The sequence below is a fragment of the Niallia sp. FSL R7-0271 genome (assembly GCF_038005785.1).
Taxonomy (GTDB): domain Bacteria; phylum Bacillota; class Bacilli; order Bacillales; family Cytobacillaceae; genus Niallia.
Genome location: NZ_JBBOTZ010000001.1, coordinates 1,675,871 through 1,696,313 on the forward strand (window position 1 = coordinate 1,675,871; position 20,443 = coordinate 1,696,313).

Sequence of the window (20,443 nt, forward strand, 5' to 3'; positions counted from 1 at the left end):
AATTGTAACATTTGTTGACAATAAATCTCTCGAAAACTATAATGAAATTGGGTAAATTTAATCTAAAGGAGCCGAATCGCTATGTCTGGTAGTCAAATTCGTCGGTCGATGCCTCTATTCCCAATTAGTATTGTCATGCAGTTAACGGAGCTGTCCGCTCGACAAATTCGCTACTACGAAGAACACGAATTAATTGCTCCAGCAAGAACGGATGGCAACAGAAGACTTTTTTCCTTAACGGATATTGACAAACTATTGGAAATTAAGGATCTAATCGATCAAGGTGTTAACCTCGCTGGAATTAAACAAATATTCTCAGTGAAGGAAAAGCAAGTACTTACAGAAGATGTAAAGAAAGAAGCTGAAAAGGCTCGCAGAGAGCTTACAGATGAAGACTTGCGTAAACTTTTGCGCAAGGAGCTGTTGAATGCTGGACGTTTTAATAATGGCGGCAATTCAATGGGACAGGGAGGATCTCGATTTTTTCAGAGATAGATATTAAAGGGACTAAGAGGAGGAAATAGCCGTGGCAAAGAACTATACGAAAGAGGATATCAAACGTTTTGCACAAGAAAGCAATGTAAAATTCATTCGACTTCAATTTACGGATATTTTAGGAACTATCAAGAATGTTGAGATTCCAATCAGCCAGCTTGATAAAGCCCTTGATAACAAAATGATGTTTGATGGCTCTTCCATCGAAGGATTTGTAAGAATCGAAGAATCAGACATGTATCTGTATCCAGATTTGAACACATGGGTAGTTTTCCCATGGACAGCAGAAAAAGGAAAAGTTGCACGACTAATCTGTGATATTTACAATCCAGACGGTACACCATTCGAAGGGGACCCGCGCAACAACTTGCGCCGCGTACTTAAAGAAATGGAAGACCTCGGCTTTACTGATTTCAACTTAGGGCCTGAACCAGAATTCTTCCTGTTTAAATTGGATGAAAAAGGGCAACCATCCCTTGAATTAAACGATAACGGAGGCTATTTCGACCTTGCGCCAACAGACCTTGGTGAAAACTGCCGCCGCGATATCGTGCTTGAGCTTGAAGAAATGGGCTTCGAAATTGAAGCATCTCACCATGAAGTAGCTCCAGGACAACACGAAATCGATTTCAAATACGCGGATGCCATCACAGCATGTGACCAAATCCAAACATTTAAATTGGTTGTAAAAACAATCGCACGCAAACACGGATTGCATGCAACATTCATGCCAAAACCATTGTTCGGCGTAAACGGATCAGGAATGCACTGTAACCTTTCCCTATTCAAGAACGGTCAAAACGCATTCTACGATCCAAACACAGAATTAGAAATGAGCGAAACAGCTCTTCAATTCATCGCTGGAATCAATAAGCATGCAACAAGCTTCACAGCTATCACCAACCCAACAGTAAACTCTTACAAGCGTTTGGTGCCAGGCTACGAAGCACCATGCTATGTTGCATGGTCAGCACGCAACCGTTCACCATTAATGCGTATTCCAGCATCACGCGGTCTAAGCACACGCGTAGAAGTGCGCAGCGTAGACCCAGCAGCAAACCCATACCTAGCTATGGCAGCATTGCTGACAGCAGGCCTTGACGGAATCAAAAACGAATTGACTCCGCCAGCACCAGTAGACCGCAACATTTACATCATGAGCAAAGAAGAACGCCTTGCAGAAGGCATCGTTGATTTGCCATCAACACTTGCAGACGCATTAACAGAACTAAAGCAAAATCCAACAATGATTGACGCTTTAGGAGAGCATATTTTCGTACACTTTGTAGAAGCTAAAGAGATTGAGTGGGATATGTTCCGCACACAAGTGCATCCATGGGAACGTGACCAGTACATGGAGATGTACTAAGAGGTAAGAACGTTGATATAAGTGGGTTTTGAATAATTAATTCATGGGTGCGAAGGCTTAGGATTGGGTATGGTGTTGACTGTACCCATGAAACGCCCATGAATTATTTTTAACCCAGGACATCACCCATATGATTTTCATATTTTTCTAGTGTGTCCTTCTCAATTTTTTTCGATATATGAGAATATAAATCGACAGTGACTTGGTAGTTTTTATGACCAAGTCTTTTTTGTATATATTCAATACTTGCCCCTGATTCAAGCAGTAATACAGCATGCGAATCTCGAAGTGCATGTATCGGTATTTGATTTAAAGCTGCTCTTTTTAAAATCCTTTCCATCGCATTAAATAAGCTTGATTTTGGCATGAAGTTTCCGTTATTTCTGCATAAAACTAAATCAAGTTCATGTATATAATTATCCTTTAATATTAATTTATTTTGATTTTGATATTCACTATGGAATGTTAAATCCTTTACTAATCCTTTTCTAATTGATATTGTGCGGAAAGAGTGATAGGTCTTAGTATCTCCAAACAGTTCTTCATTATTTTTAGCTTGGAAATCTAGAGTTTTAGTAATACTTATCGTTCCTTCTTCCAAGTCGATATCATCCCAAGTTAAAGCAGCTGCTTCGCCTTTTCTCATTCCAGTTTCTAAAAGCACCTTAAAGAAAATCCAGTATATATATCCATAACTGTAAGCTTCGTTTAGGAAAAGGGGGATATCACTAGACTCCATGTATTCTAATTTATTTTTTCTTTTTAAAGGTTTAGGGATAGTAACGCCGATTGCTGGATTAAATTCGAGCTTTTTTAAAGTAATGGCTTTTTCCATAGCTGAGAAAAAAGTACCGTGAATAATCTCAATAGTGCGTCTGCTGTAGTCTTGTTGGGCGAGTGACTTTAAAAACTTTTGGTACATAATTGGTTTAATTTCAATTAAATTAATATTTTTAAAGTAAGGGAGGATATGTTTGTCAATACTTCGTTCATGAATTAAGAATGTGTTTTTTCTTATATTTGGTTTTTTATATTCATTTAACCATTCATATAAATATTCTTTTAATAGAGTTTTTTTGTCTACTTCAAGGCCACTTAATAACTTTTTTTCATGTGCTTGGGCAGAATGCCTAGCATCAGATTTAGTTTTAAATCCTCGTTTCGATCTTTCTTTTTGCTTTTTTGTTATAGGGTCTTGAAAGGTAATGCGGTACTCCCATTTTCCATCAGTATGTTTTCTATAACTAATGCCCATTTTAATATTTACCATCCTTTCTCAATAAGTTTAGAAAGAGTTCTAGTTTCACCTCCTTAAAATAAATTTATTTACACATAAAATTAATGATTGTCCTTTTTAGAGTTTGATTTATGCATTGCTAATCGGGTAGCGATTCTTAATGAATTCTCTAAAGATGAAATTAGAATTTCTTTATCTTCTGGACTCATATCTGCTATTGATTCACCATTGAAATGTGCGAGCCCATTTTTTTCATTTAATCCATCAATCATCTTTTGTAGTTCCTTTTGAATATCAATCTCTTCTTTAATAGGATTATTTAGATTATCTTCATTATCATTTAAAAGATTACTTAAGTTTATATCAAGTGCATTAGCAATCGCTGTTAATGTGTCAATACTTGGATTATAACGATTTCTTTCTATATCAGCTATATACGACCGAGACATATTGGCTTTTTCGGCTAATTGTACCTGCGTTAATTTTGCATTTTTTCTATGTAATTTAATTTTTTCTCCGAATTTCATATGCTATGTCCCCCAAAATGACGGTAATACCGTAATATAATTTAATTATAGTTTTTAAATATAGGTAATACAACACAATGCGTTGTCGTAAATACAAGTAAAACGTAGTAAAATGACGTTTTAGCAAGTTATATTAGCTAAATAACTTGATTTTGACTTTATTTAGCGTTTTTTGGAATTTTACAAAATGTCGTATATGCAATACAATTTAGTTGTGAAAATGTTAACAATCTTTGTTAATACATAAATATTAGAAATATAAAAAGGGGAGAGTGATTATATGCTTAGTGTAACGATTGATGAGAAACACATTGAACAACAATTTTATCAAGAACTACACAAGAAACTAAGTGAGTTAGAGAACAGATGTACCTTATGGGATATGAAAGAACTTATTAAGCAAACAAATATGAGTGACAATAATATAAAAGAAAAGTTCTTCTATGACCCAAGATTTCCAAAATATAAAGTAGGTGGTAAATGGTACTTCCCAGCAAAGGAAGCGGAGCATTTTATTCTTAGCTGGATTAAAGAACAATCTAATACTTAGGTGGTGATTACTTTGTTGTTGGAAAGAGCTGAAATGTTTATAAATTTTTCTGTAGTGATGTACAAGAAAAAAAGAATTAGAGTTGCTGTTTGGGCAAGCAAAGAGTGTGAAAAATATCTTGAGCGTCTAGAGAAAAAAGAAGCTGCTGAACAACGTAAAGAGGTGACCACAAGAATTTATCTTCTAAAATTTCCACAAGCTTAATAGGGAAATACGTTTATTATAAACCTTGCTATAAGTAGGTGAGATTTCAATGATTAAAAAATCACAAGATAATTCAGTTAAACAAGTTAGCCAATATACTAGATACTGTGAACTTATGGAACTAAATAAAACTAGTAAAGAAATAATTAAATTACTTAGTATTCCGCACTGGAAAGTAAAAGAATATAAAGATTATTATAGTGACCGAACTAAAAGACTTACTTTTAATAAGTATAAAATCCTCCGAAAACGATTTAAAGATGAACAAATTAGAAAGCATTATAAAATTCCTATTTGTGAGTTTAATTTATTTTTAGAAGGTATCAAAAACTTGCGCAAAATTTAATAAAAGAGATTATAAACTAATCAGGGCAGTACATAGAGGTTAATAAACCTCATCCCTATATCACTGTATAAACCACTTAACTTAGGTGAAACAAGACCTTTTGCAAGGAAGGAAGCAACACATGGTGAAAGATGGTGCTTTAAATCTGACAAATTTGCGAACATTGTAGAATTATGCATTTTTAGTGAGAAAAAGTTGTTAGAATGATAGTGACAAAAAGAAAGGAAGTGAATTAATTGAAAAAATGGAAAAAGCCAATTGCGATTTTGGTTACATCCATAGTAATAAGTTCGGGCTTTGTTATAGGCGAGGGATTGATTGGAAAACCATTAACAGTTGAAGCAGCAAGTACTACAACCTATACTGTAACAGCAAGCACGTTAAATGTCAGAAGCGGAAAAAGTACAAAAAATAAAGTGATTGGTTATGTGAAAAAGGGAACAAAGTTAAGTGTACAAAAGAAAGAATCTAATGGCTGGTATAAGATTAAGTTTAAAAATAAAACAGGTTATGTCAGCGGAACGTATGTTAAAAAAACCACTTCAACTAGTAACTCTACTTCAAAAGCCTCAACCTCAAGTAAAACAACCTATACAGTGACGGCAAGTACCCTTAACGTCCGAAGTGGTAAAAGTACAAAGTTTAAGGTAATTGGTTCAGTCAAGAAAAATACAAAACTAACTGTTCAAAAGAAAGAATCTAATGGTTGGTACAAAATTACCTTTAAAGGTAAGACAGGTTATGTCAGTGGTTCTTACGTAAAGGTATCCTCATCAACAACAAAAACTCAAGCAAAAAAGTCTATAGTAGATCAAGTGAATAGTATGAAGACACTTGGGAAATCCCAACAATTAATTTTAGTAACAGCTGCAAATTCAAGTACGAAATCAGCAACTATCCGTACATTTGAAAAAGCTAATGGAAAGTGGAAACAAGTGCATTCTATTTCTGGAGTGGTTGGCAAGGAGGGAATGACAGATAAGATGTCAGAAAGCTCGAAAGCTTCTCCAACTGGTAAATACACAATAGGAACAGCATTTGGGCGTGGAGCTAATCCCGGTACTAAACTACCTTATCGGCAAATAACCAGTGATGATGTATGGGTAGATGATCCGAAGTCTTCTCTTTATAACACTTGGCAGAAAGCTTCAAAAAACAAAGGAAGATGGAAGAGTGCGGAGAAAATGAATATCGCAGAATATGACCTGGGCTTTGTTATTAATTACAATACAAATAAACCAGTTGCGGGCAAAGGTAGTGCTATATTCTTTCATGTAGCAGGAAAGTCTGGATACACGCTTGGATGTACTGCTACATCCAAAACAAATGTATCAAATATATTAAAATGGCTAAAACTTGATAAGAACCCTGTTATTATTCAAACACCTGAATCTGGATTAGGAAAATATTAATAATAATTTTGAGGACATAAATAATGAGAAAAATAATTTGAATTAGATTATGTCCTTTTAATTGTAAAAATTACAAATTGAGAAAGGAAGTGAGATGTATTGAAAAAATGGAAAAAACCTATTGTAATTCTAGTAACAGTCTTAGTAATAAGTTCTGGGTTTGTTACAGGAGAGGAATTCATTGCAAAACCATTAACCGTTGAAGCAGCGAGTATAACAACCTATACTGTAACAGCAAGCACGTTAAATGTCCGTAGCGGAAAAAGTACGAAAAATAAAATAATTGGTTCAGTAAAAAAAGGAACAAAATTAAGTGTCCAAAAGAAAGAGTCTAATGGCTGGTATAAAATTAAATACAAAAATAAAACAGGTTATGTCAGCGGCTCATACGTTAAAAAAACCACTTCATCAAGTAGCTCTACTTCAAAAGCCTCAACCTCAAGCCAAACTACATATACGGTGACAGCAAGCACCCTAAATGTCCGAAGTGGTAAAAGTACGAAAAATAAGGTGATTGGTTCCGTTAAGAAAAATACGAAACTCACTGTACAGAAAAAGGAATCAAATGGTTGGTACAAAATCACTTATAAGGGTAAAACCGGATACGTTAGTAGTAGCTATGTAAAAGTAAACAAGCCTTCTAGCAATTCAACATCAAATAAATCTTCTGGATCAACATCAAGCAAAAGTTCCACATCAAGTAAAACTTCTTATATTGTAATGGCAAGCTCCTTAAATGTTAGAAATGGAGCGGGAACTAATTACAAATCTATTGGAACTGTAAAAAAGGGAACAAAAATTACAGTCATAAGTAAAACATCCAGCGGATGGTATAAGATTAATTTTAATAAGAAGACAGGTTATGTAAGCAATAAATATGTTATGCAAAAATCAAATCAGAAAAGTTCAGAATTTACTAATGTGAAAAATTTAGATAAGAGTATTATAGTAGATTTAAAATATAATACGAAAAGTAACTTTACTGGTAAAAGAATATATAATTTCAATCAAGCAATTTTAAGAAAAAGTACGGCTGAAAAATTAGCTAAAGCTAATGCAATATTAAAAAAGAAAGGTTATACAATCAAGATTTGGGATGCTTATCGCCCTTATGCGGCACAAGAAACATTATGGAAAGCGTATCCTAATTCTAAGTTTGTGGCAAAGCCTGATCCAACAAATATCAGGGGGCATCAACTGGGTGCTACAATTGATATGACTATATGTTTCTTGAAAAATGGAAAAGAAGTACCTATGCAAAGTAAATTCGATGAATTTTCATCAAAAGCTTATAGAAATTATAAGCGTAATAGTGAGCAAGAAAAATATTATAAGATAATGGATAAGGCTATGAAAGAGGCGGGCTTTGTTGGCTATGATAAAGAATGGTGGGAATATCGAGATACAAAGCAGAATTTTAGCCTTTTAGAGATAAGTCCTTCTTTATATTAATTTAAAGAAAAGATAAAATACCTTTTACTTTTGCTAGTTTTTTATGGTGTGTGGAAGGAAGATGGGAATCCACTGCAACCTGCACGATTATAACGACAAAACTAAACGATGTTACATTAGATGTTCACGATAGAATGCCAGTGCCTAAACGTTGATACAGCTGAAGGGTTCACTTAAACCCTAGGAAGCAGCAGAAATAATGAGGTATAAGCTTTCTGCATTAGTTAATTCGCCGATTTATGAAGGGGAAGTTTTATTATACGCTTTTTAATAGTAAATAAGACAATACGTTGCGTTTTCGAAAGATAAAAGTGATTAGCTTTTTGTAATTCTTAGTTTAATATCAATTGATTATTGTTGCTAGTGGAAGTTAAGATTCTTCTATACTAATATATTTATCTTCGTGACTACCTTATAGTTGATGTCGCTATTTTTGCCTTTATCTTTTACCCATAGGCTAGCATCGAACTTGTCATCTTTATCAAATTTTTCTTTTAATTTTTCCATACTAGTTATATCACCTGTGAATTCTGTATTATGATCAATTAAAACCTCATAAGATTCATATGAAGCTTCAAGATTAACAAATAAACATAGACAAGCCTGATTAGTATCCGACAGAAAACGAAAGCCTTTTTGATAAATTTAAAAGTGAACAAACCGTTGATGCAATTCCAATGGAGTATGTAAAAGAGGAATGGCGCGAAAAAAAAGCGAAGCTTGATAGTAAAAGCACCTCTTCGAGTGAAAAGAAATATAAAACCGGTATGTAATATGTGCGGAAACAGCTGTGAGAATCAAAGCAGCTGTTTTTTTGTACTCATTTGGTAAAGAAATTATATCTATTATAAAGTAGAGAATTTTCCTTAATTACCATCTCAGCGAGATCTTTTACGGAAAATTAAGATTACTGCAACCAAAGCTGATAGTGGGCGGTACCTACTCAAAATATTATTAGTTTTAATAAAAGCTTCCGTTGTTTGTGCTAAATTAATTCTCTTTTAGCAAGAGACTGTAAAGCGAGGAATACATCGGTAAACTGAAGCAAGACATAGGATATTCTATTACCATTATACTATCGGAGCAATAATCGAAATGGTTACATTTAATTCTAATTTTCTGTGAGATATTACCCGTAAATTAAAGAGAGTATTGAGTATAGGTAATGTAATTGACTTAAATGTTTATGTATTTTTTGTGAACATACAGGATAAAAAGAGTTAAAAGAAGAAACAAATTGACATAGTGGAATTGTTGCTAAAAAAATGTGATTAATGTAATGGAGTGATAGAAATAAAGGTAATAATTATTAGGGTTGAGAACAACCTTACGTACAATAAGTATTTGGAAATTAAGATTTTTAGGAAGTGAGAATGGAGCTATTTATGCCCAAAAATTATGTGGGATACAAGAAGACGAAATGACCTATTTGGAAGGAGGATGGTCAAGTAGTACATTTGGTAAGAATATGAAAAGTATTGCTTAAAAGAGGTAGTTCGAATGCTTTGGATCATGGAGGTCTAACAGTGGCACTCATTCGTTTAACAACCAATTACTATTAAATTAACTAGCTTATAGTACTTGGTTGTTTTCATTTATAGTGAATGTTAAAACTTAAATTATTTGAAGTAGGAGTGATAAAATGTTCAAAATTTCGAGATTCATTATCTTCCTATATATAAATTTAATTTATTTCTCACTTGTCTTTTTATATCAATACAACGATGGTTTTCAAAATATTACTCTAAAAGCAGTTATTGTAACATATGTTGTAACAATGATCTCATATTTCTTTATAGTAATCTGGTATGAATTCATATGTAATTTAGGAAGGTTTTTATACTGGATGAAAAATAAAAAACCACCTATTGCTCTAGTCTTTTACCCATTTCTTATAAATTTTAGTACGTCATTTAAATTAAACTTAATTTGGGATCCTTTTGATTGCTATAAAAGTTTTTTTCCCATTGATATATATTCTCGAATCCAAACAGAAAAACAACTAAAGGAATTTGATACGCAATTAATAGATTCTGAAAAAACAGGATTCATATTTAGAATAGTGTTTTCTGTTATTTTATGCATTATTCTGTTAATCTGCCATCAGCCTTATTATGCAATTTTTATTTGTCTCAATATGCTTAACCATTACATTCTTGAGAATGTTAACGAAAATTATTATCACGGTACTTTAACAAGAATTAAATATATTAAGAAGGGTTACTCCATCTTTTATATTGCCAATCAAGCTATTATTTATGAAGGGGATAAGTCATTTGTTTATAAAATATTTCAAAAGCAACTTCTCCATTTTTATAATCCTAAATTTGAGTTTTCCATTATTAAAACATTGAAACATATTTTTATGGAAAGAATTTTCGATAATAGTATTAAAATAATGCCAAATGCCAATGAGTTTATATTTACACAGATACTTGAACCAGAGGATTTTGTTTTTGGTTCAATGAATGGAGCTGAATCATGGGATTTTGTCAAGATATATATGAGTCATGCAATGCTGATGAAAGATGAAAATCAACTGGCAAAAATTATTTATACTATGCATTTAATTCGGGATTCTACCTATCCACGACTCCGTGATCTGGTAGATTGGTATATCAGTATAGGACAATACAACAGAATTCTTCCCCAAGAATCCCTTTATAAAAATAAAGTTATTCGAAAGGATGGATTCAATGTATTTTTTCCAGCTTATCGAAAGCAGTACGAATGGATAAAAAGGGAAGTGGAGTTACAGTGTACGAAATACTAGTAAAGACAGAAAGGTGTATTAATATATGGTTATTTTTAATGCCTTTAATCTGTACAAAAATACTCAGACTATTAGTGAAGGCACCTCCAATGGTTAGACATATTCTAACAATTGGAGGTGCTTTTTTTATGGGAGATTAACAGCAGATTAAAGACTTAGGGAAATGCATGTGGAGAAAGATTTTGTAAAACGCTAAACAAAATATCCAGTTCCCTTTAACTAGAAGTATTAAAAGTTGGGCAGAAAGTTAAACAAGGAGAGGTTATAGGTGAGGTGGGGAATACAGGCGACAGTACAGGTCCTCACTTGCATTTTTTATATTAGTAAAACGTACTAGGTGGACAAATACATCCTGCACCTTTTATGAGATATTGTAATGAATAATGAGGTATTGGATAGGAAGTTTAGAAAAGGGATGGACATAAAGAACTATAGTATAAGCTAAAGAATATTATATTGTGATGTAATACTATTAATCTGTATAATAAAAAAGAAGAGGCATTTTTTCTTATTGTGATGGTGCAAATAGGATATAAATAAAGTTTATCGTAAATACATTATTATATCTTGATATTTAAATCATTTCGTTTCATGAAAAATTGAACGAAAACCCAGCATTAATCTCTGTTAACATCCCGAGTTTAATAGAATTATTATAGGAGAGTACTAAAATAAAAATGAACTATTTAATCTTACTTTTAACGACCATCTTTCTTGTTGGTTGTACCAACGTAGAAGATGTGTCCATTACAGATGAAAAGACAGATTCACAAGAAGTAACCACAGTTAATACAGATAAAACTAGTGAAAAAGAAGAAGCTAATACTGCGTTGGTTAATGAACCAGTGGAAGAGGAAACACCAACCGAAACAAATAAGGAACTGTTCTCAGGGCATAAACTGATTGAAGTGGATGGTGGTGATTTGTCTGGATATCGTGAACCTAATGTCGTTGTTGACATTGGTTATGGAGACCGTGAATATTGGGCATTTACTAATGAATATGGGCAGCTAGTTCGTGTCATTGCTGACGAAATCACTCTCCAAGATGACGAGAACGAACCTGTATTATCGTCTGGCAGATATTACTCTGATGAGGCAAAGGTTCCTGGTGTCGAAAGTGACGTTTTAGATGAAGGACATGTCATTGCTGATTCTCTCGGAGGGGTATCGAATGCGTACAATATTACTCCACAAGATAGTACGCTTAACCGACATGGTGATCAAGCTTATATGGAAGACGCAATCCGTAGCGCAGGTGGAGCCACTAATTTTGAAGCAATAATCACATATCCGGATACGAAAACGCAGATTCCTTCAAGTTATCAGTATACCTATACTTTAATGGGGAACGAGATTGTAGATACATTTGACAATGTGAACCCTGATGAAGTGAACGCATCTCTCGGTTTAACAGGCAGTAAGCCTTCTGATTCAACTAGTTCAAATACAAATGATGATATTTCTAGTGTTGATACAGAAACGGTAATGGACAAGTGACGATTAAAGAAGCAAAAGCAGCAGGGTTCAGTATGCCAATAACGAGTGACCATTGGTTATACCCCTATATGCACGATGCTGATAAGGACGGTTTGGTAGGAGAGTAAGCCCTAGAATTTTGAGGCAAAATAATATAGGAATGAAAGAACATTTTCCTCGTTGGGCGTTTTATAACAATTTGAGAATGGATGTTTGTAAATGAACAACTGAAATCAATGGTTGTATCATCTAGATTTGTATGGTTATTATTTTTCGTTAACAAGAGCATCTATCCAAAAAGGATGAATGCTCTTGTTTCTTATGTCTAATATCTCAAAAATAGAAAATAAATGAAACGTTGTTTTGGAATTTATGGTAAAATGTGGATGTTGACTAATTTTGAGGATGGGTGACGTAATGGAATTAGCGGTTTTTAGACCTGTTTTTATTACCATGATTTCGGTTTTGTTATTGTTACTGATTTTAATTCTATTTAAAGAGAAATGGAAGCAACTCAATGGATTTACTGTTATAAGTATTTCATTAGTATGTTTAATAGTGGGTGCTATTAATATCTGGCAAGAAGGTATCGTTGTAGATGAATTTAATTTAGTAGGAGATGCTGTATCATTTGTAATGTTTCTTGTTATTGTAGTTCTATCTTTCCTTAATCCTGTATTGTTTAGTATTAAGAGATAATAATTTTTATTGCTGTTTCTAGATAAGGTGAAAACAGAGTTAAAAAAATCGAAACGAAAAAATCCAACTATTATATACAGAGGTGGATTTTCAACAGCATATAATTTACACCCAACAAAATACAGGTAAAAAGCGTTAAAAATTGTAAGGGTAGTTTTGAAGAAAGAAAAAAATGCATCCCATTAAGAATACATTTTTTATGTAGATTTATCCTTTTAGGTCAATAGAATTACCTAATGTTGGATGTGGAGCTTGAAGCATTTCCATCATTTGTGTTGCAGTTTGCTGAGTATTATCCATAGACATTTTAGTTAATGCTAAGCTTACACTTTGACCAAGTGAAGCTTGGTGCATGCTAACTGATAAAGCTGCAATATTCAAGGAACTCACCTCCCTTACTATTATCGGCAAAATATTAAAAATCTAAATTACTGTAAAGAATGAAATGCAGATTGATGTGGAAGGGAAGAGCTAAAAAATGTAATGGATGATTAGCATTTGTCCAGTTAGACGGAAAACTTCTACAAATTCACATCTCCTTTAAGCTAAAATTCAGCCAATTGAGGTGAAGATTTAGGTAGAGTAATATGGACAATGAGTATGCTGAGCGAGATACAATTCCTACAGATTTAGGGCATTTGCAATAAAGTAAATGGCTTTAAATCAAGAAAAAAGGGTCTTGGTCAATGGAATAGACATTTCTACAAATATACTAAATATATTAAAAATGTTAAAAAGGTGGTGTTGAAGTGAAGAGATATTCTGCTGCACTTTCTATTGTCTTTACGTTAATAGGCATTAGCCCGTTATTTATCTATGACATTAGCGAATGGTTTTTACAAATATTAATCGTTTCCATGGCAATATCCTTAATATTTGCCTTGTGTGCTGAAAAAAATATTTGGAGAAAGATTGCTCTTTGGTTTCTTGGCTTAGTGTTTCTTGTACTCGTACTATTTTTTCTTGCAATGACTATACTTTGGGATGAACCTTAATTTATATAGTAAGATATCTGTTTTAAACAGGTGTTTTTTATTTTTGAGATATAAAGGAGTAGGAAAGGGGAATTGATTGTTAAACTAAATTAGCTTATTTAAACGATAATAAAATAGTAAGTACATAAACTGACTATTATAGAAGTATGTAAAAATTCTCCCCCAATGGTGAACATAACTTATTTTGTCTGTCTGCCTTAGGGGGGAATATACTATTAGTTGTTATTGGTATTTCGAGAGTAATCTAACCTTGGGGTAATCTTTAGGGAGGATTACTCTTTTTTTTATCTGCATGTTTAAAGGATGGGTATTGTATGTGTCTCAATCGATATTTTTCTATTGTTGAAGTACACCAGCAAAAAGGGAAGAAACCCAGTAATATAGAATAATTAAGGTGAAAATTGTAGCAGGAGGAATTACTACGGCTGTTATTTTGATATAATCCCACCAACTAATGAAAACTTTACCTTTTCTGACGATATGCATCCACATTAAAGTGGCTAGTGTACCCATTGGCAGCAGTAATGCTCCCATGTCGCTGCCTATTACGTTAGCCAAGTAAGCAACCTTCAATTCAAGCAAACTAAGATCCATATGTGTCAAGGTAAGGGTACCCACCATTAAGGCAGGGTGATTATTGAAAATATTGGAAAGAACTGTTAGCAGTGTACCCATTAATACACTCGCTTGAAGCAGACTTCCTGAAACGACAGGCTCCATAAAACCAATCAGCCAGTTAGTCAAGCCAATATTATTGAGGCCGTAGATGATGGTATACATACTAAAGGCGAAGACGATGATATACCACGGGGTTTTCTTTAGCATATCAGCAGGGGATATTTTTAAATATATCCATCTCCAGGCTAAAAGAACGAGTGATCCGATGACAGCCATCACAGAAATCGGAATGTGAAGATAGGAGGCAAGAAACAAGCTACAGCGGACAGCAAGAACAAATAATAAAATATTTCTCATAAATTTTGAACGAGCTTTTTCTGATTCGTGTTGGATGACGGATTTTAATGGGTGATAGGAAGATCTAGACAGACCGGAAACTTGTACTGGAATTTTTTCGGGCAGGACTTTTTTAAACCGCAGAAACAGCAGGAAGGTCAAAAATAATAATCCAATACTTGATGGTACAAACATCATCGCTGTATGGAGCCATAAGTCCATATGGACAATTTTTAATGCAATTAGATTGACGATATTGCTTACACCAATTGGAGCACTTGAAGCAGTTGCAATTAGCGCCCCGGATAGTAAATAGGGGATTTTTTGATGATTTTTTAAGCGCATGTTGTTTAACAGCATGAGGAGAATCGGTGTTGTAATGAGTATGCTACCATCATTATTAAAAAATAGTGTCATTAGGAAACATAATAAATTGACATACCAGAATAAACGAATTCCTGATCCTTTTGCCATAGCTGCCAGTTTTTCTGCCACCCAATTAAAAAAACCAAAGCTTTCTAAAACAATTGCCATAACAATTGTTGCCATGATTGTAATAGCGGCGCCGCTGATTGTGTTCAATATGATGCCTAAATCGGAGAATGATACACTGCCGCAAAGCACAACAATAACTGCACCAACAGCTGCAGGCACTGCTTCATTCAATCCTTTAGGTCTCCAAAGTATTAACCCGAGGGTAACCAAAAAAGTGGCAATGGTTATCCAAACGGTGAAGTCGGCCATAAAAATACTCCTTTCATGTGATGAATAGTATGAATCTTTTTTGAAACGAAAGGGCATTTTCTCCGTTTGTAAGTAAATCCACTAATGTCTCTCCGTTTCATTTATCCCTCATGTGGTGCTGTACTATATCTATATGTATCACGATTAAGACAGGCCTTAGGTTTGTACCCTTTTTTCAATAAATCCACTAGAGTCTAAAAAATTCTACTCAATTACACAGAAGTTAACTGATACAAATGTAAAGGATGGAGTTGATGGGTGGTTTTGTCTGTGATTTCATTATGGAGAGATTTTTCTTAGATAAAGAAAAATCAGAAAGAGCATATATGATTGCTTCCTTCATGCTTTAATTTTTTATCTTGAAATTATTAAAAGGTAGAATTGGCTCAATGAGTTGGACAGAAAGTATTAGGGCTTGGAAATGGTAAGTCTATCTTGTTGATATATAATTAAAATCTTATTGGATTTATCTATCACGGATTATATAAATAAGAGTTTCCTTATGTAGTAAATATAGGCTTACAAATAGCAATCTAAATAAGCATGTTAGATGAGAAGGCGAATGGAAGAAAGAATATTTTTTAATCACAACAAATATTGGCCGAGTACTAGTTTTAGCAAAAGGCAGTATTGATGCGATTAATTTATGGAGTGATTATAGAAAGAAGCAAGCTGAAGAGGAGGAAATTTTTTTTGAAGATATCCAATAGTTGTTGGCTGTTGAAATATGAACTTTTAAAACCAAATTAATGCAAGCATTCGAATAATCTGGTGTTTTTGTTTTAGAAAAAATTTTCAGTCTCACCTTTTTTATGCTCCTGAATAATATGCCTTGAGTTTAAAAAAAGGGGAGATTGGGTATGGAAAACGTTAGAGATTTTGATGAGTCCTCAAGTCAACAGCACCATAAAATGAGTCATCATCATGAGCATCATAAACACAAGCATCATCAAAAATGCCATAAACTTTTATTTCAGTTTGTTCAAATTGAGACAAGAGACGATGAGATTCACCAAGGTATTCTTCACAGTTATGATGATGAGAATGTTTATATATTAGTATTAAACCAAAGTGGGAATGATAACAATCGCTTATTTATTCCATTTGGAGGGTTTGGTCTGTTTGGATTCCCGTTTTATGGTATCAGAAGATTTGGACCTTTTTATCCTATTTGGTGGTAAAAGCTTGCTCACATAGAATAGAGTGAAGCTAATACATTTAATGAAAAAGCCGGATATCTATTTTTAAGATAAAGCATGGCTATATAGAAATTGAAAAATCCCTGATGCAGAATCAGGGATTTTTTCAATTTCTAGAAAGGTTTATGACCATAACTGAATTTACTTAAATTCGAATTTCCTATAAAAAATCTCCACCCCAATATCCTTTTGCAAATAGAAATGATATCATAAACAAATGGAAAGAGAGGTGTCTATAGATTTGGTTAAATAGAAGTTAATATGGAATTGTGGGCAATAATAATACAGTATTTTTAACTTTTGCCAAGTCTATTTAGTTATGCAATTTATGGATAAATACTCTGACTTAGTGTTTTTCATTATAGCTGTTTTTTACTTTTATATGCGTGTTGTAAGAGATATAACATTTAACAGCTGGATACAAGTTTTTGTAGATGTAATTATGATTATTGGTGCTGTTATGTTTGCTATTTCTGTGACTCTTACTATCCTCAGACGATTAAGGGAACGAAAAAACAATAAGGTAGGCTGAACAATTACTAGAAACGGAAGCATTCCACAACAACTGTGGATGCTTTTTCTTTTGCTGAATTCTTTATACTTTTTTTATACTTTTCTAGTCTAATTATTTATACCTCTCACTTATTCTAATAACATCTACAATGAAGGGATGAAATTTATGGCAGAAACAATTCTTAAAGCTGCAAATGTTTCGAAGGTATATGGCAAGCATAAAGCGCTTGATAAAGTATCAATTGAAATTAAGCGCGGGATGATCTATGGCTTGATTGGCGAAAATGGTGCAGGTAAATCGACTTTTATGCGGACGGTAATGGGATTGATATCTATTGATAGTGGGGAAATGGAACTATTTGGGCAATCAGGTGTAAAAGGCTTGCAGCGGGCACGAAGGAAGATGGGGCAATCTATTGAAACACCTGCTCTTTATCCTGAGTTAACGGCACGGGAGAACTTGCGTGTTCAAGCGGCAAATGGCGGTGTGAGTGAACGTGAAATGGATGCTTTGCTGCAGTTAATGAATTTAAGTAATACAGGCAAGAAAAGAGCAAAAAATTTCTCATTGGGAATGCGCCAGCGTTTGGCGATTGCGTCAACACTTATTACTAATCCTGAGTTTCTCATTTTAGATGAACCGACAAATGGATTAGATCCGTCAGGTATTGTGGAAATGCGTGAGATTATTCAACGGTTGGTAACAGAACGAGGGATTACTGTGTTGCTTTCTAGTCATTTGCTTGATGAGCTTTCCCAAGTTGCGACCCATTACGGTATCTTGCATGATGGCAAACTGATTAGTGAATTTTCGCGGGAAGAGCTTGCGAAAGAAACGCGTCAATATATTGAATTAGAAACAACAGAGGTCGAAAAAGCTATTGTCGTTTTAGATGAATTAGGAATAAAGGATTATACAGTTATGAATAGGACAGAGATTAATATTTATGAACAGCTCGATGAAGTTGCTACTATAAATCGTTCATTAGTGCTGGCAAATGTAAATGTTTCACGAATTGGCATAACGAGACAAAAGCTCGAAGATTATTTCTTGCAGTTAACGGGAGGAAATAAAAATGCTTAATCTTTTAACAGCAGAAAAGATAAAATTAGTACGCAGTAAAAAGCTATGGATTGTTCTAGGCATACTTTCCATACTTCCTGTCATGCAAGCTATAAATAGTAAAATGATGGTCCATTATGGTACTGAACTCGTTCAAGCGATTGATACTGTAGTAAATGGTGCATCCAGTGTTTTGATGATCGAGAAAAATGCTTTAACTATTTTGCTTGTTATGAGTGCATTTATCAGCTTCTTTATCGGCGAAGAATTTCAAAATGGCACGATTCGAAATGCATTATCTTTAGGGCGCAGCCGGACGCATTATTATTTGTCTAAGTTAATTATAGCAGCACTGCTAGGCGTTATTGGAGTGCTGGCAATGACTGGGTTTGGCATAATCAGCTTTTCAGCTGTATTTGGCTTTGGTGAGCTTGGAGGTATTAGCAATTACAGCGAATACGCCTTTAAGGCTTTTAGTATACTGTACTTATTAATTCTGGCTAATGTGTCTATTTATGTTATGATTACGTTTATGACAAAAAACAGTGGGATTTCCTTGATTTGGAGTTTCCTTTATACGATGGCTACAGGTTTTGGTGCAGGGATTTTTCAGCAAACAACGCACTTTAAACAAGTAACGTTTTGGTTTACAGAATCCTTTCTGTTTTATTCAGATTTCGCCAGCAAAACAGATATCGCAAAATTTCCTGAGATGATATTGGTGAGTCTTATTACAATCATGTTATCATCAGCTATAGGAATCCTTCTGTTTAATCGAACAGATATAAAGTAGGTAGATTAGTGTGGCAGTAATATTAATTATAGAAGATGACACCGCCGTTCATTCTTTGATAAAAGAAACGATGGAAATAAATGGATTTAATACACTAAGTGCTTATTTTGGCAAAGAAGGTAAAATGTTAGTCGAAAATAACCAAGCAGATGTCATTCTTTTAGATTTGATGCTTCCTGGTATGAATGGTGAGGAATTTCTACAACATATTAGAAGTACTTCTAGCATTCCTGTCATTGTCATTTCCGCAAAGATTGACCAGCCTTCTAAGTTACAATTGTTAACGAACGGTGCAGATGATTACATCACGAAGCCCTTTGATGTAAAAGAGCTGCTTGCCCGAATTGATATTCAACTGCGCCATGCAGCAAAGGTTACAGCTGAGCATCGGCAAGAAATTCATTATAAAAATATCAGCCTTAATTTAGATACCCGTGAAGTAAAGCTAAGTGATCGGGCACTCCACCTTACTGGTCGTGAATTTGCAATCCTTCAATTACTTATGGAGAATCCCCAAAAAGTTTTCAGTCGTGCTAATATATATGAAAGTGTCTGGAACGAACCTTTTTTCGATAATGATAAAACGATTAACATGCACATAAGTAATTTACGAAATAAGCTTAATAGTAATGGGACCAACTATATTAAAACTGTCTGGGGCATCGGCTTTAAATTTGATTAATGAAAGGGCGTGAATGTTATGTGGATATTGTTCTTCTTCTTAGCATTGGCGCTGCTTGTTTATATATTTTTCTTAAAACGAGAACTGCGAAAATTAACAAGGGAAGTAAAAGAACTATCAACCCGCGCGAGCTTCGGAAGCAGGCTGTATCTTGATTTCCGCGAGAAGGCATTAATTCAATTAGTTGATGAACTAAACCAAATGATAGATGAATTTGAGCATAGGAATCACCAAGCTAAACAGATGGAAGAGAATGTGAAGTTATCAATTGCCGGGCTTTCCCATGATTTGCGAACACCGCTTACTTCCATCAATGGCTATGTGCAACTCTTAAATGTAGCTGCAGATGAAGCTAAGAAAGCCCAATATATTAGTATTATCGAACATTCCGTTCAGCGTTTAATTGAAATGACAGATCAATTTTATGACTTAGCACGAATGGAAACAAACCAAAAAGACATAGAATTAACTTCGCTTTCGCTTGTCACTATAGTCGAGGACATCTTTTTGTCTTTTTATGAGCAGCTAGAAGAAAGGAAGATTGAACTTCAATTCTCTGAACATAAACAGGATAATAGGATAATTGCAGATAAATTAATGTTAATACGTGTCATTCAAAATATTGTGCAAAATATCCTTCGTTATGCCAGTAGTCATGCAGCGATTAGCTATCGAATGGAAAAGGAGTATTTTCTATTAACGGTGAAAAATGATATAAAACCAGATAGTAAAATAGCGATTGATAAAGTATTTTCGCGTTTTTATACTGAGGTCTCTAGTCGAACAAATACAGAATCAAGCGGGCTAGGTCTTTATCTTTCGAAAAAGCTCGTGGAAAAAATGAATGGGAAAATGGAGGCGGAGCTTAAAGGGAATTGGTTTATTCTTACCATACAGCTTCCAGTACATAGAACGAATATTAATACTGTTTAGTAGTTTATTATGGAAAAAAGCAAAC

General features: G+C 34.0%; 22 protein-coding genes and 2 pseudogenes. 19 read left to right on the forward strand and 5 right to left on the reverse strand.

Annotated elements, in window-relative coordinates:
• Nucleotides 1-81: 81 nt before the first annotated feature.
• Together MKX82_RS08570 and glnA are read left to right on the forward strand one after the other, a co-directional pair.
• Nucleotides 82-495, forward strand: coding sequence for a MerR family transcriptional regulator (locus tag MKX82_RS08570; protein WP_233314164.1), 414 nt, complete (start codon nucleotides 82-84; stop codon nucleotides 493-495).
• A 31-nt stretch (nucleotides 496-526) separates the two neighbouring features.
• Nucleotides 527-1,864, forward strand: coding sequence for a type I glutamate--ammonia ligase (gene glnA, locus MKX82_RS08575; protein ID WP_233314163.1), 1,338 nt, complete (start codon nucleotides 527-529; stop codon nucleotides 1,862-1,864).
• A gap of 109 nt (nucleotides 1,865-1,973) precedes the next feature.
• Here glnA and MKX82_RS08580 read toward each other — a convergent pair whose 3' ends face one another.
• Together MKX82_RS08580 and MKX82_RS08585 are read right to left on the reverse strand one after the other, a co-directional pair.
• On the reverse strand, nucleotides 1,974-3,119 hold the full coding sequence (locus MKX82_RS08580; RefSeq protein ID WP_341076418.1) for a tyrosine-type recombinase/integrase: 1,146 nt from the start codon (nucleotides 3,117-3,119) through the stop codon (nucleotides 1,974-1,976).
• 83 nt (nucleotides 3,120-3,202) lie between these two features.
• Entirely contained in the window at nucleotides 3,203-3,628 is a 426-nt protein-coding gene (locus MKX82_RS08585) for a helix-turn-helix domain-containing protein (protein ID WP_341076420.1), read from the reverse strand.
• Between the two features lie 280 nt (nucleotides 3,629-3,908).
• Here MKX82_RS08585 and MKX82_RS08590 point away from each other — a divergent pair, with 280 nt between their 5' ends.
• From MKX82_RS08590 to MKX82_RS30405, 6 genes are all read left to right on the forward strand, one after another.
• Nucleotides 3,909-4,178: a DUF771 domain-containing protein gene (locus tag MKX82_RS08590; protein ID WP_341076422.1), complete on the forward strand. Its 270-nt coding sequence runs from the start codon at nucleotides 3,909-3,911 to the stop codon at nucleotides 4,176-4,178.
• A gap of 12 nt (nucleotides 4,179-4,190) precedes the next feature.
• Nucleotides 4,191-4,382, forward strand: a complete 192-nt coding sequence (locus MKX82_RS08595; RefSeq protein WP_341076424.1) for a hypothetical protein — start codon at nucleotides 4,191-4,193, stop codon at nucleotides 4,380-4,382.
• A gap of 49 nt (nucleotides 4,383-4,431) precedes the next feature.
• A complete protein-coding gene (locus MKX82_RS08600) occupies nucleotides 4,432-4,728 on the forward strand; it encodes a hypothetical protein (protein ID WP_341076426.1) in 297 nt (98 codons plus the stop codon).
• A 236-nt stretch (nucleotides 4,729-4,964) separates the two neighbouring features.
• Nucleotides 4,965-6,140: an SH3 domain-containing protein gene (locus MKX82_RS08605; RefSeq protein WP_341076428.1), complete on the forward strand. Its 1,176-nt coding sequence runs from the start codon at nucleotides 4,965-4,967 to the stop codon at nucleotides 6,138-6,140.
• 99 nt (nucleotides 6,141-6,239) lie between these two features.
• A complete protein-coding gene (locus MKX82_RS08610) occupies nucleotides 6,240-7,592 on the forward strand; it encodes an SH3 domain-containing protein (RefSeq protein WP_341076429.1) in 1,353 nt (450 codons plus the stop codon).
• A gap of 17 nt (nucleotides 7,593-7,609) precedes the next feature.
• Complete coding sequence (locus MKX82_RS30405) at nucleotides 7,610-7,747, forward strand: SOS response-associated peptidase family protein (RefSeq protein WP_350494198.1); 138 nt, start codon at nucleotides 7,610-7,612, stop codon at nucleotides 7,745-7,747.
• Nucleotides 7,748-7,973: 226 nt separating this feature from the next.
• Here the strand turns inward: MKX82_RS30405 and MKX82_RS08615 are convergent, their stop codons facing one another.
• On the reverse strand, nucleotides 7,974-8,099 hold the full coding sequence (locus MKX82_RS08615; RefSeq protein WP_282581428.1) for a hypothetical protein: 126 nt from the start codon (nucleotides 8,097-8,099) through the stop codon (nucleotides 7,974-7,976).
• 1,339 nt (nucleotides 8,100-9,438) lie between these two features.
• Between MKX82_RS08615 and MKX82_RS08620 the strand changes: the two genes are divergently transcribed.
• The 4 genes and pseudogenes from MKX82_RS08620 to MKX82_RS08635 all read left to right on the forward strand — a co-directional run bounded on the left by MKX82_RS08620 (nucleotide 9,439) and on the right by MKX82_RS08635 (nucleotide 12,542).
• The gene (locus MKX82_RS08620) at nucleotides 9,439-10,365 is read left to right on the forward strand and encodes a hypothetical protein (protein WP_341076432.1); all 927 of its coding nucleotides are present in this window, start codon (nucleotides 9,439-9,441) and stop codon (nucleotides 10,363-10,365) included.
• A gap of 228 nt (nucleotides 10,366-10,593) precedes the next feature.
• Nucleotides 10,594-10,689 (forward strand): annotated as a pseudogene (locus tag MKX82_RS08625) (M23 family metallopeptidase); the annotation flags it as partial.
• A gap of 353 nt (nucleotides 10,690-11,042) precedes the next feature.
• A pseudogene (locus tag MKX82_RS08630) lies at nucleotides 11,043-11,971 on the forward strand (DNA/RNA non-specific endonuclease).
• A gap of 277 nt (nucleotides 11,972-12,248) precedes the next feature.
• Nucleotides 12,249-12,542, forward strand: coding sequence for a hypothetical protein (locus MKX82_RS08635; protein ID WP_341076435.1), 294 nt, complete (start codon nucleotides 12,249-12,251; stop codon nucleotides 12,540-12,542).
• 207 nt (nucleotides 12,543-12,749) lie between these two features.
• Here MKX82_RS08635 and MKX82_RS08640 read toward each other — a convergent pair whose 3' ends face one another.
• Nucleotides 12,750-12,923 carry a YjfB family protein gene (locus MKX82_RS08640; protein ID WP_341076437.1) on the reverse strand — a complete coding sequence of 58 codons (174 nt, stop codon included), beginning with the start codon at nucleotides 12,921-12,923 and terminating at the stop codon, nucleotides 12,750-12,752.
• A 368-nt stretch (nucleotides 12,924-13,291) separates the two neighbouring features.
• Here MKX82_RS08640 and MKX82_RS08645 point away from each other — a divergent pair, with 368 nt between their 5' ends.
• On the forward strand, nucleotides 13,292-13,537 hold the full coding sequence (locus MKX82_RS08645; protein ID WP_341076440.1) for a hypothetical protein: 246 nt from the start codon (nucleotides 13,292-13,294) through the stop codon (nucleotides 13,535-13,537).
• A gap of 336 nt (nucleotides 13,538-13,873) precedes the next feature.
• Here MKX82_RS08645 and MKX82_RS08650 read toward each other — a convergent pair whose 3' ends face one another.
• Nucleotides 13,874-15,235, reverse strand: coding sequence for an arsenic transporter (locus MKX82_RS08650; protein ID WP_233314101.1), 1,362 nt, complete (start codon nucleotides 15,233-15,235; stop codon nucleotides 13,874-13,876).
• Between the two features lie 860 nt (nucleotides 15,236-16,095).
• Between MKX82_RS08650 and MKX82_RS08655 the strand changes: the two genes are divergently transcribed.
• The 6 genes from MKX82_RS08655 (at nucleotide 16,096) to MKX82_RS08680 (ending at nucleotide 20,418) form a co-directional block, all read left to right on the forward strand.
• Nucleotides 16,096-16,416 carry a hypothetical protein gene (locus tag MKX82_RS08655; RefSeq protein WP_341076446.1) on the forward strand — a complete coding sequence of 107 codons (321 nt, stop codon included), beginning with the start codon at nucleotides 16,096-16,098 and terminating at the stop codon, nucleotides 16,414-16,416.
• 400 nt (nucleotides 16,417-16,816) lie between these two features.
• On the forward strand, nucleotides 16,817-16,966 hold the full coding sequence (locus MKX82_RS08660; RefSeq protein WP_341076448.1) for a hypothetical protein: 150 nt from the start codon (nucleotides 16,817-16,819) through the stop codon (nucleotides 16,964-16,966).
• A gap of 147 nt (nucleotides 16,967-17,113) precedes the next feature.
• Nucleotides 17,114-18,031, forward strand: a complete 918-nt coding sequence (locus tag MKX82_RS08665; protein ID WP_341076450.1) for an ATP-binding cassette domain-containing protein — start codon at nucleotides 17,114-17,116, stop codon at nucleotides 18,029-18,031.
• The gene (locus tag MKX82_RS08670; RefSeq protein WP_341076453.1) at nucleotides 18,024-18,803 is read left to right on the forward strand and encodes an ABC transporter permease; all 780 of its coding nucleotides are present in this window, start codon (nucleotides 18,024-18,026) and stop codon (nucleotides 18,801-18,803) included. The genes MKX82_RS08665 and MKX82_RS08670 overlap by 8 nt, the downstream gene beginning before the upstream one ends.
• A 10-nt stretch (nucleotides 18,804-18,813) precedes the next feature.
• On the forward strand, nucleotides 18,814-19,485 hold the full coding sequence (locus tag MKX82_RS08675) for a response regulator transcription factor (protein ID WP_341076455.1): 672 nt from the start codon (nucleotides 18,814-18,816) through the stop codon (nucleotides 19,483-19,485).
• Nucleotides 19,486-19,503: 18 nt separating this feature from the next.
• The gene (locus tag MKX82_RS08680) at nucleotides 19,504-20,418 is read left to right on the forward strand and encodes a sensor histidine kinase (protein ID WP_233314096.1); all 915 of its coding nucleotides are present in this window, start codon (nucleotides 19,504-19,506) and stop codon (nucleotides 20,416-20,418) included.
• Nucleotides 20,419-20,443 lie beyond the last annotated feature (25 nt).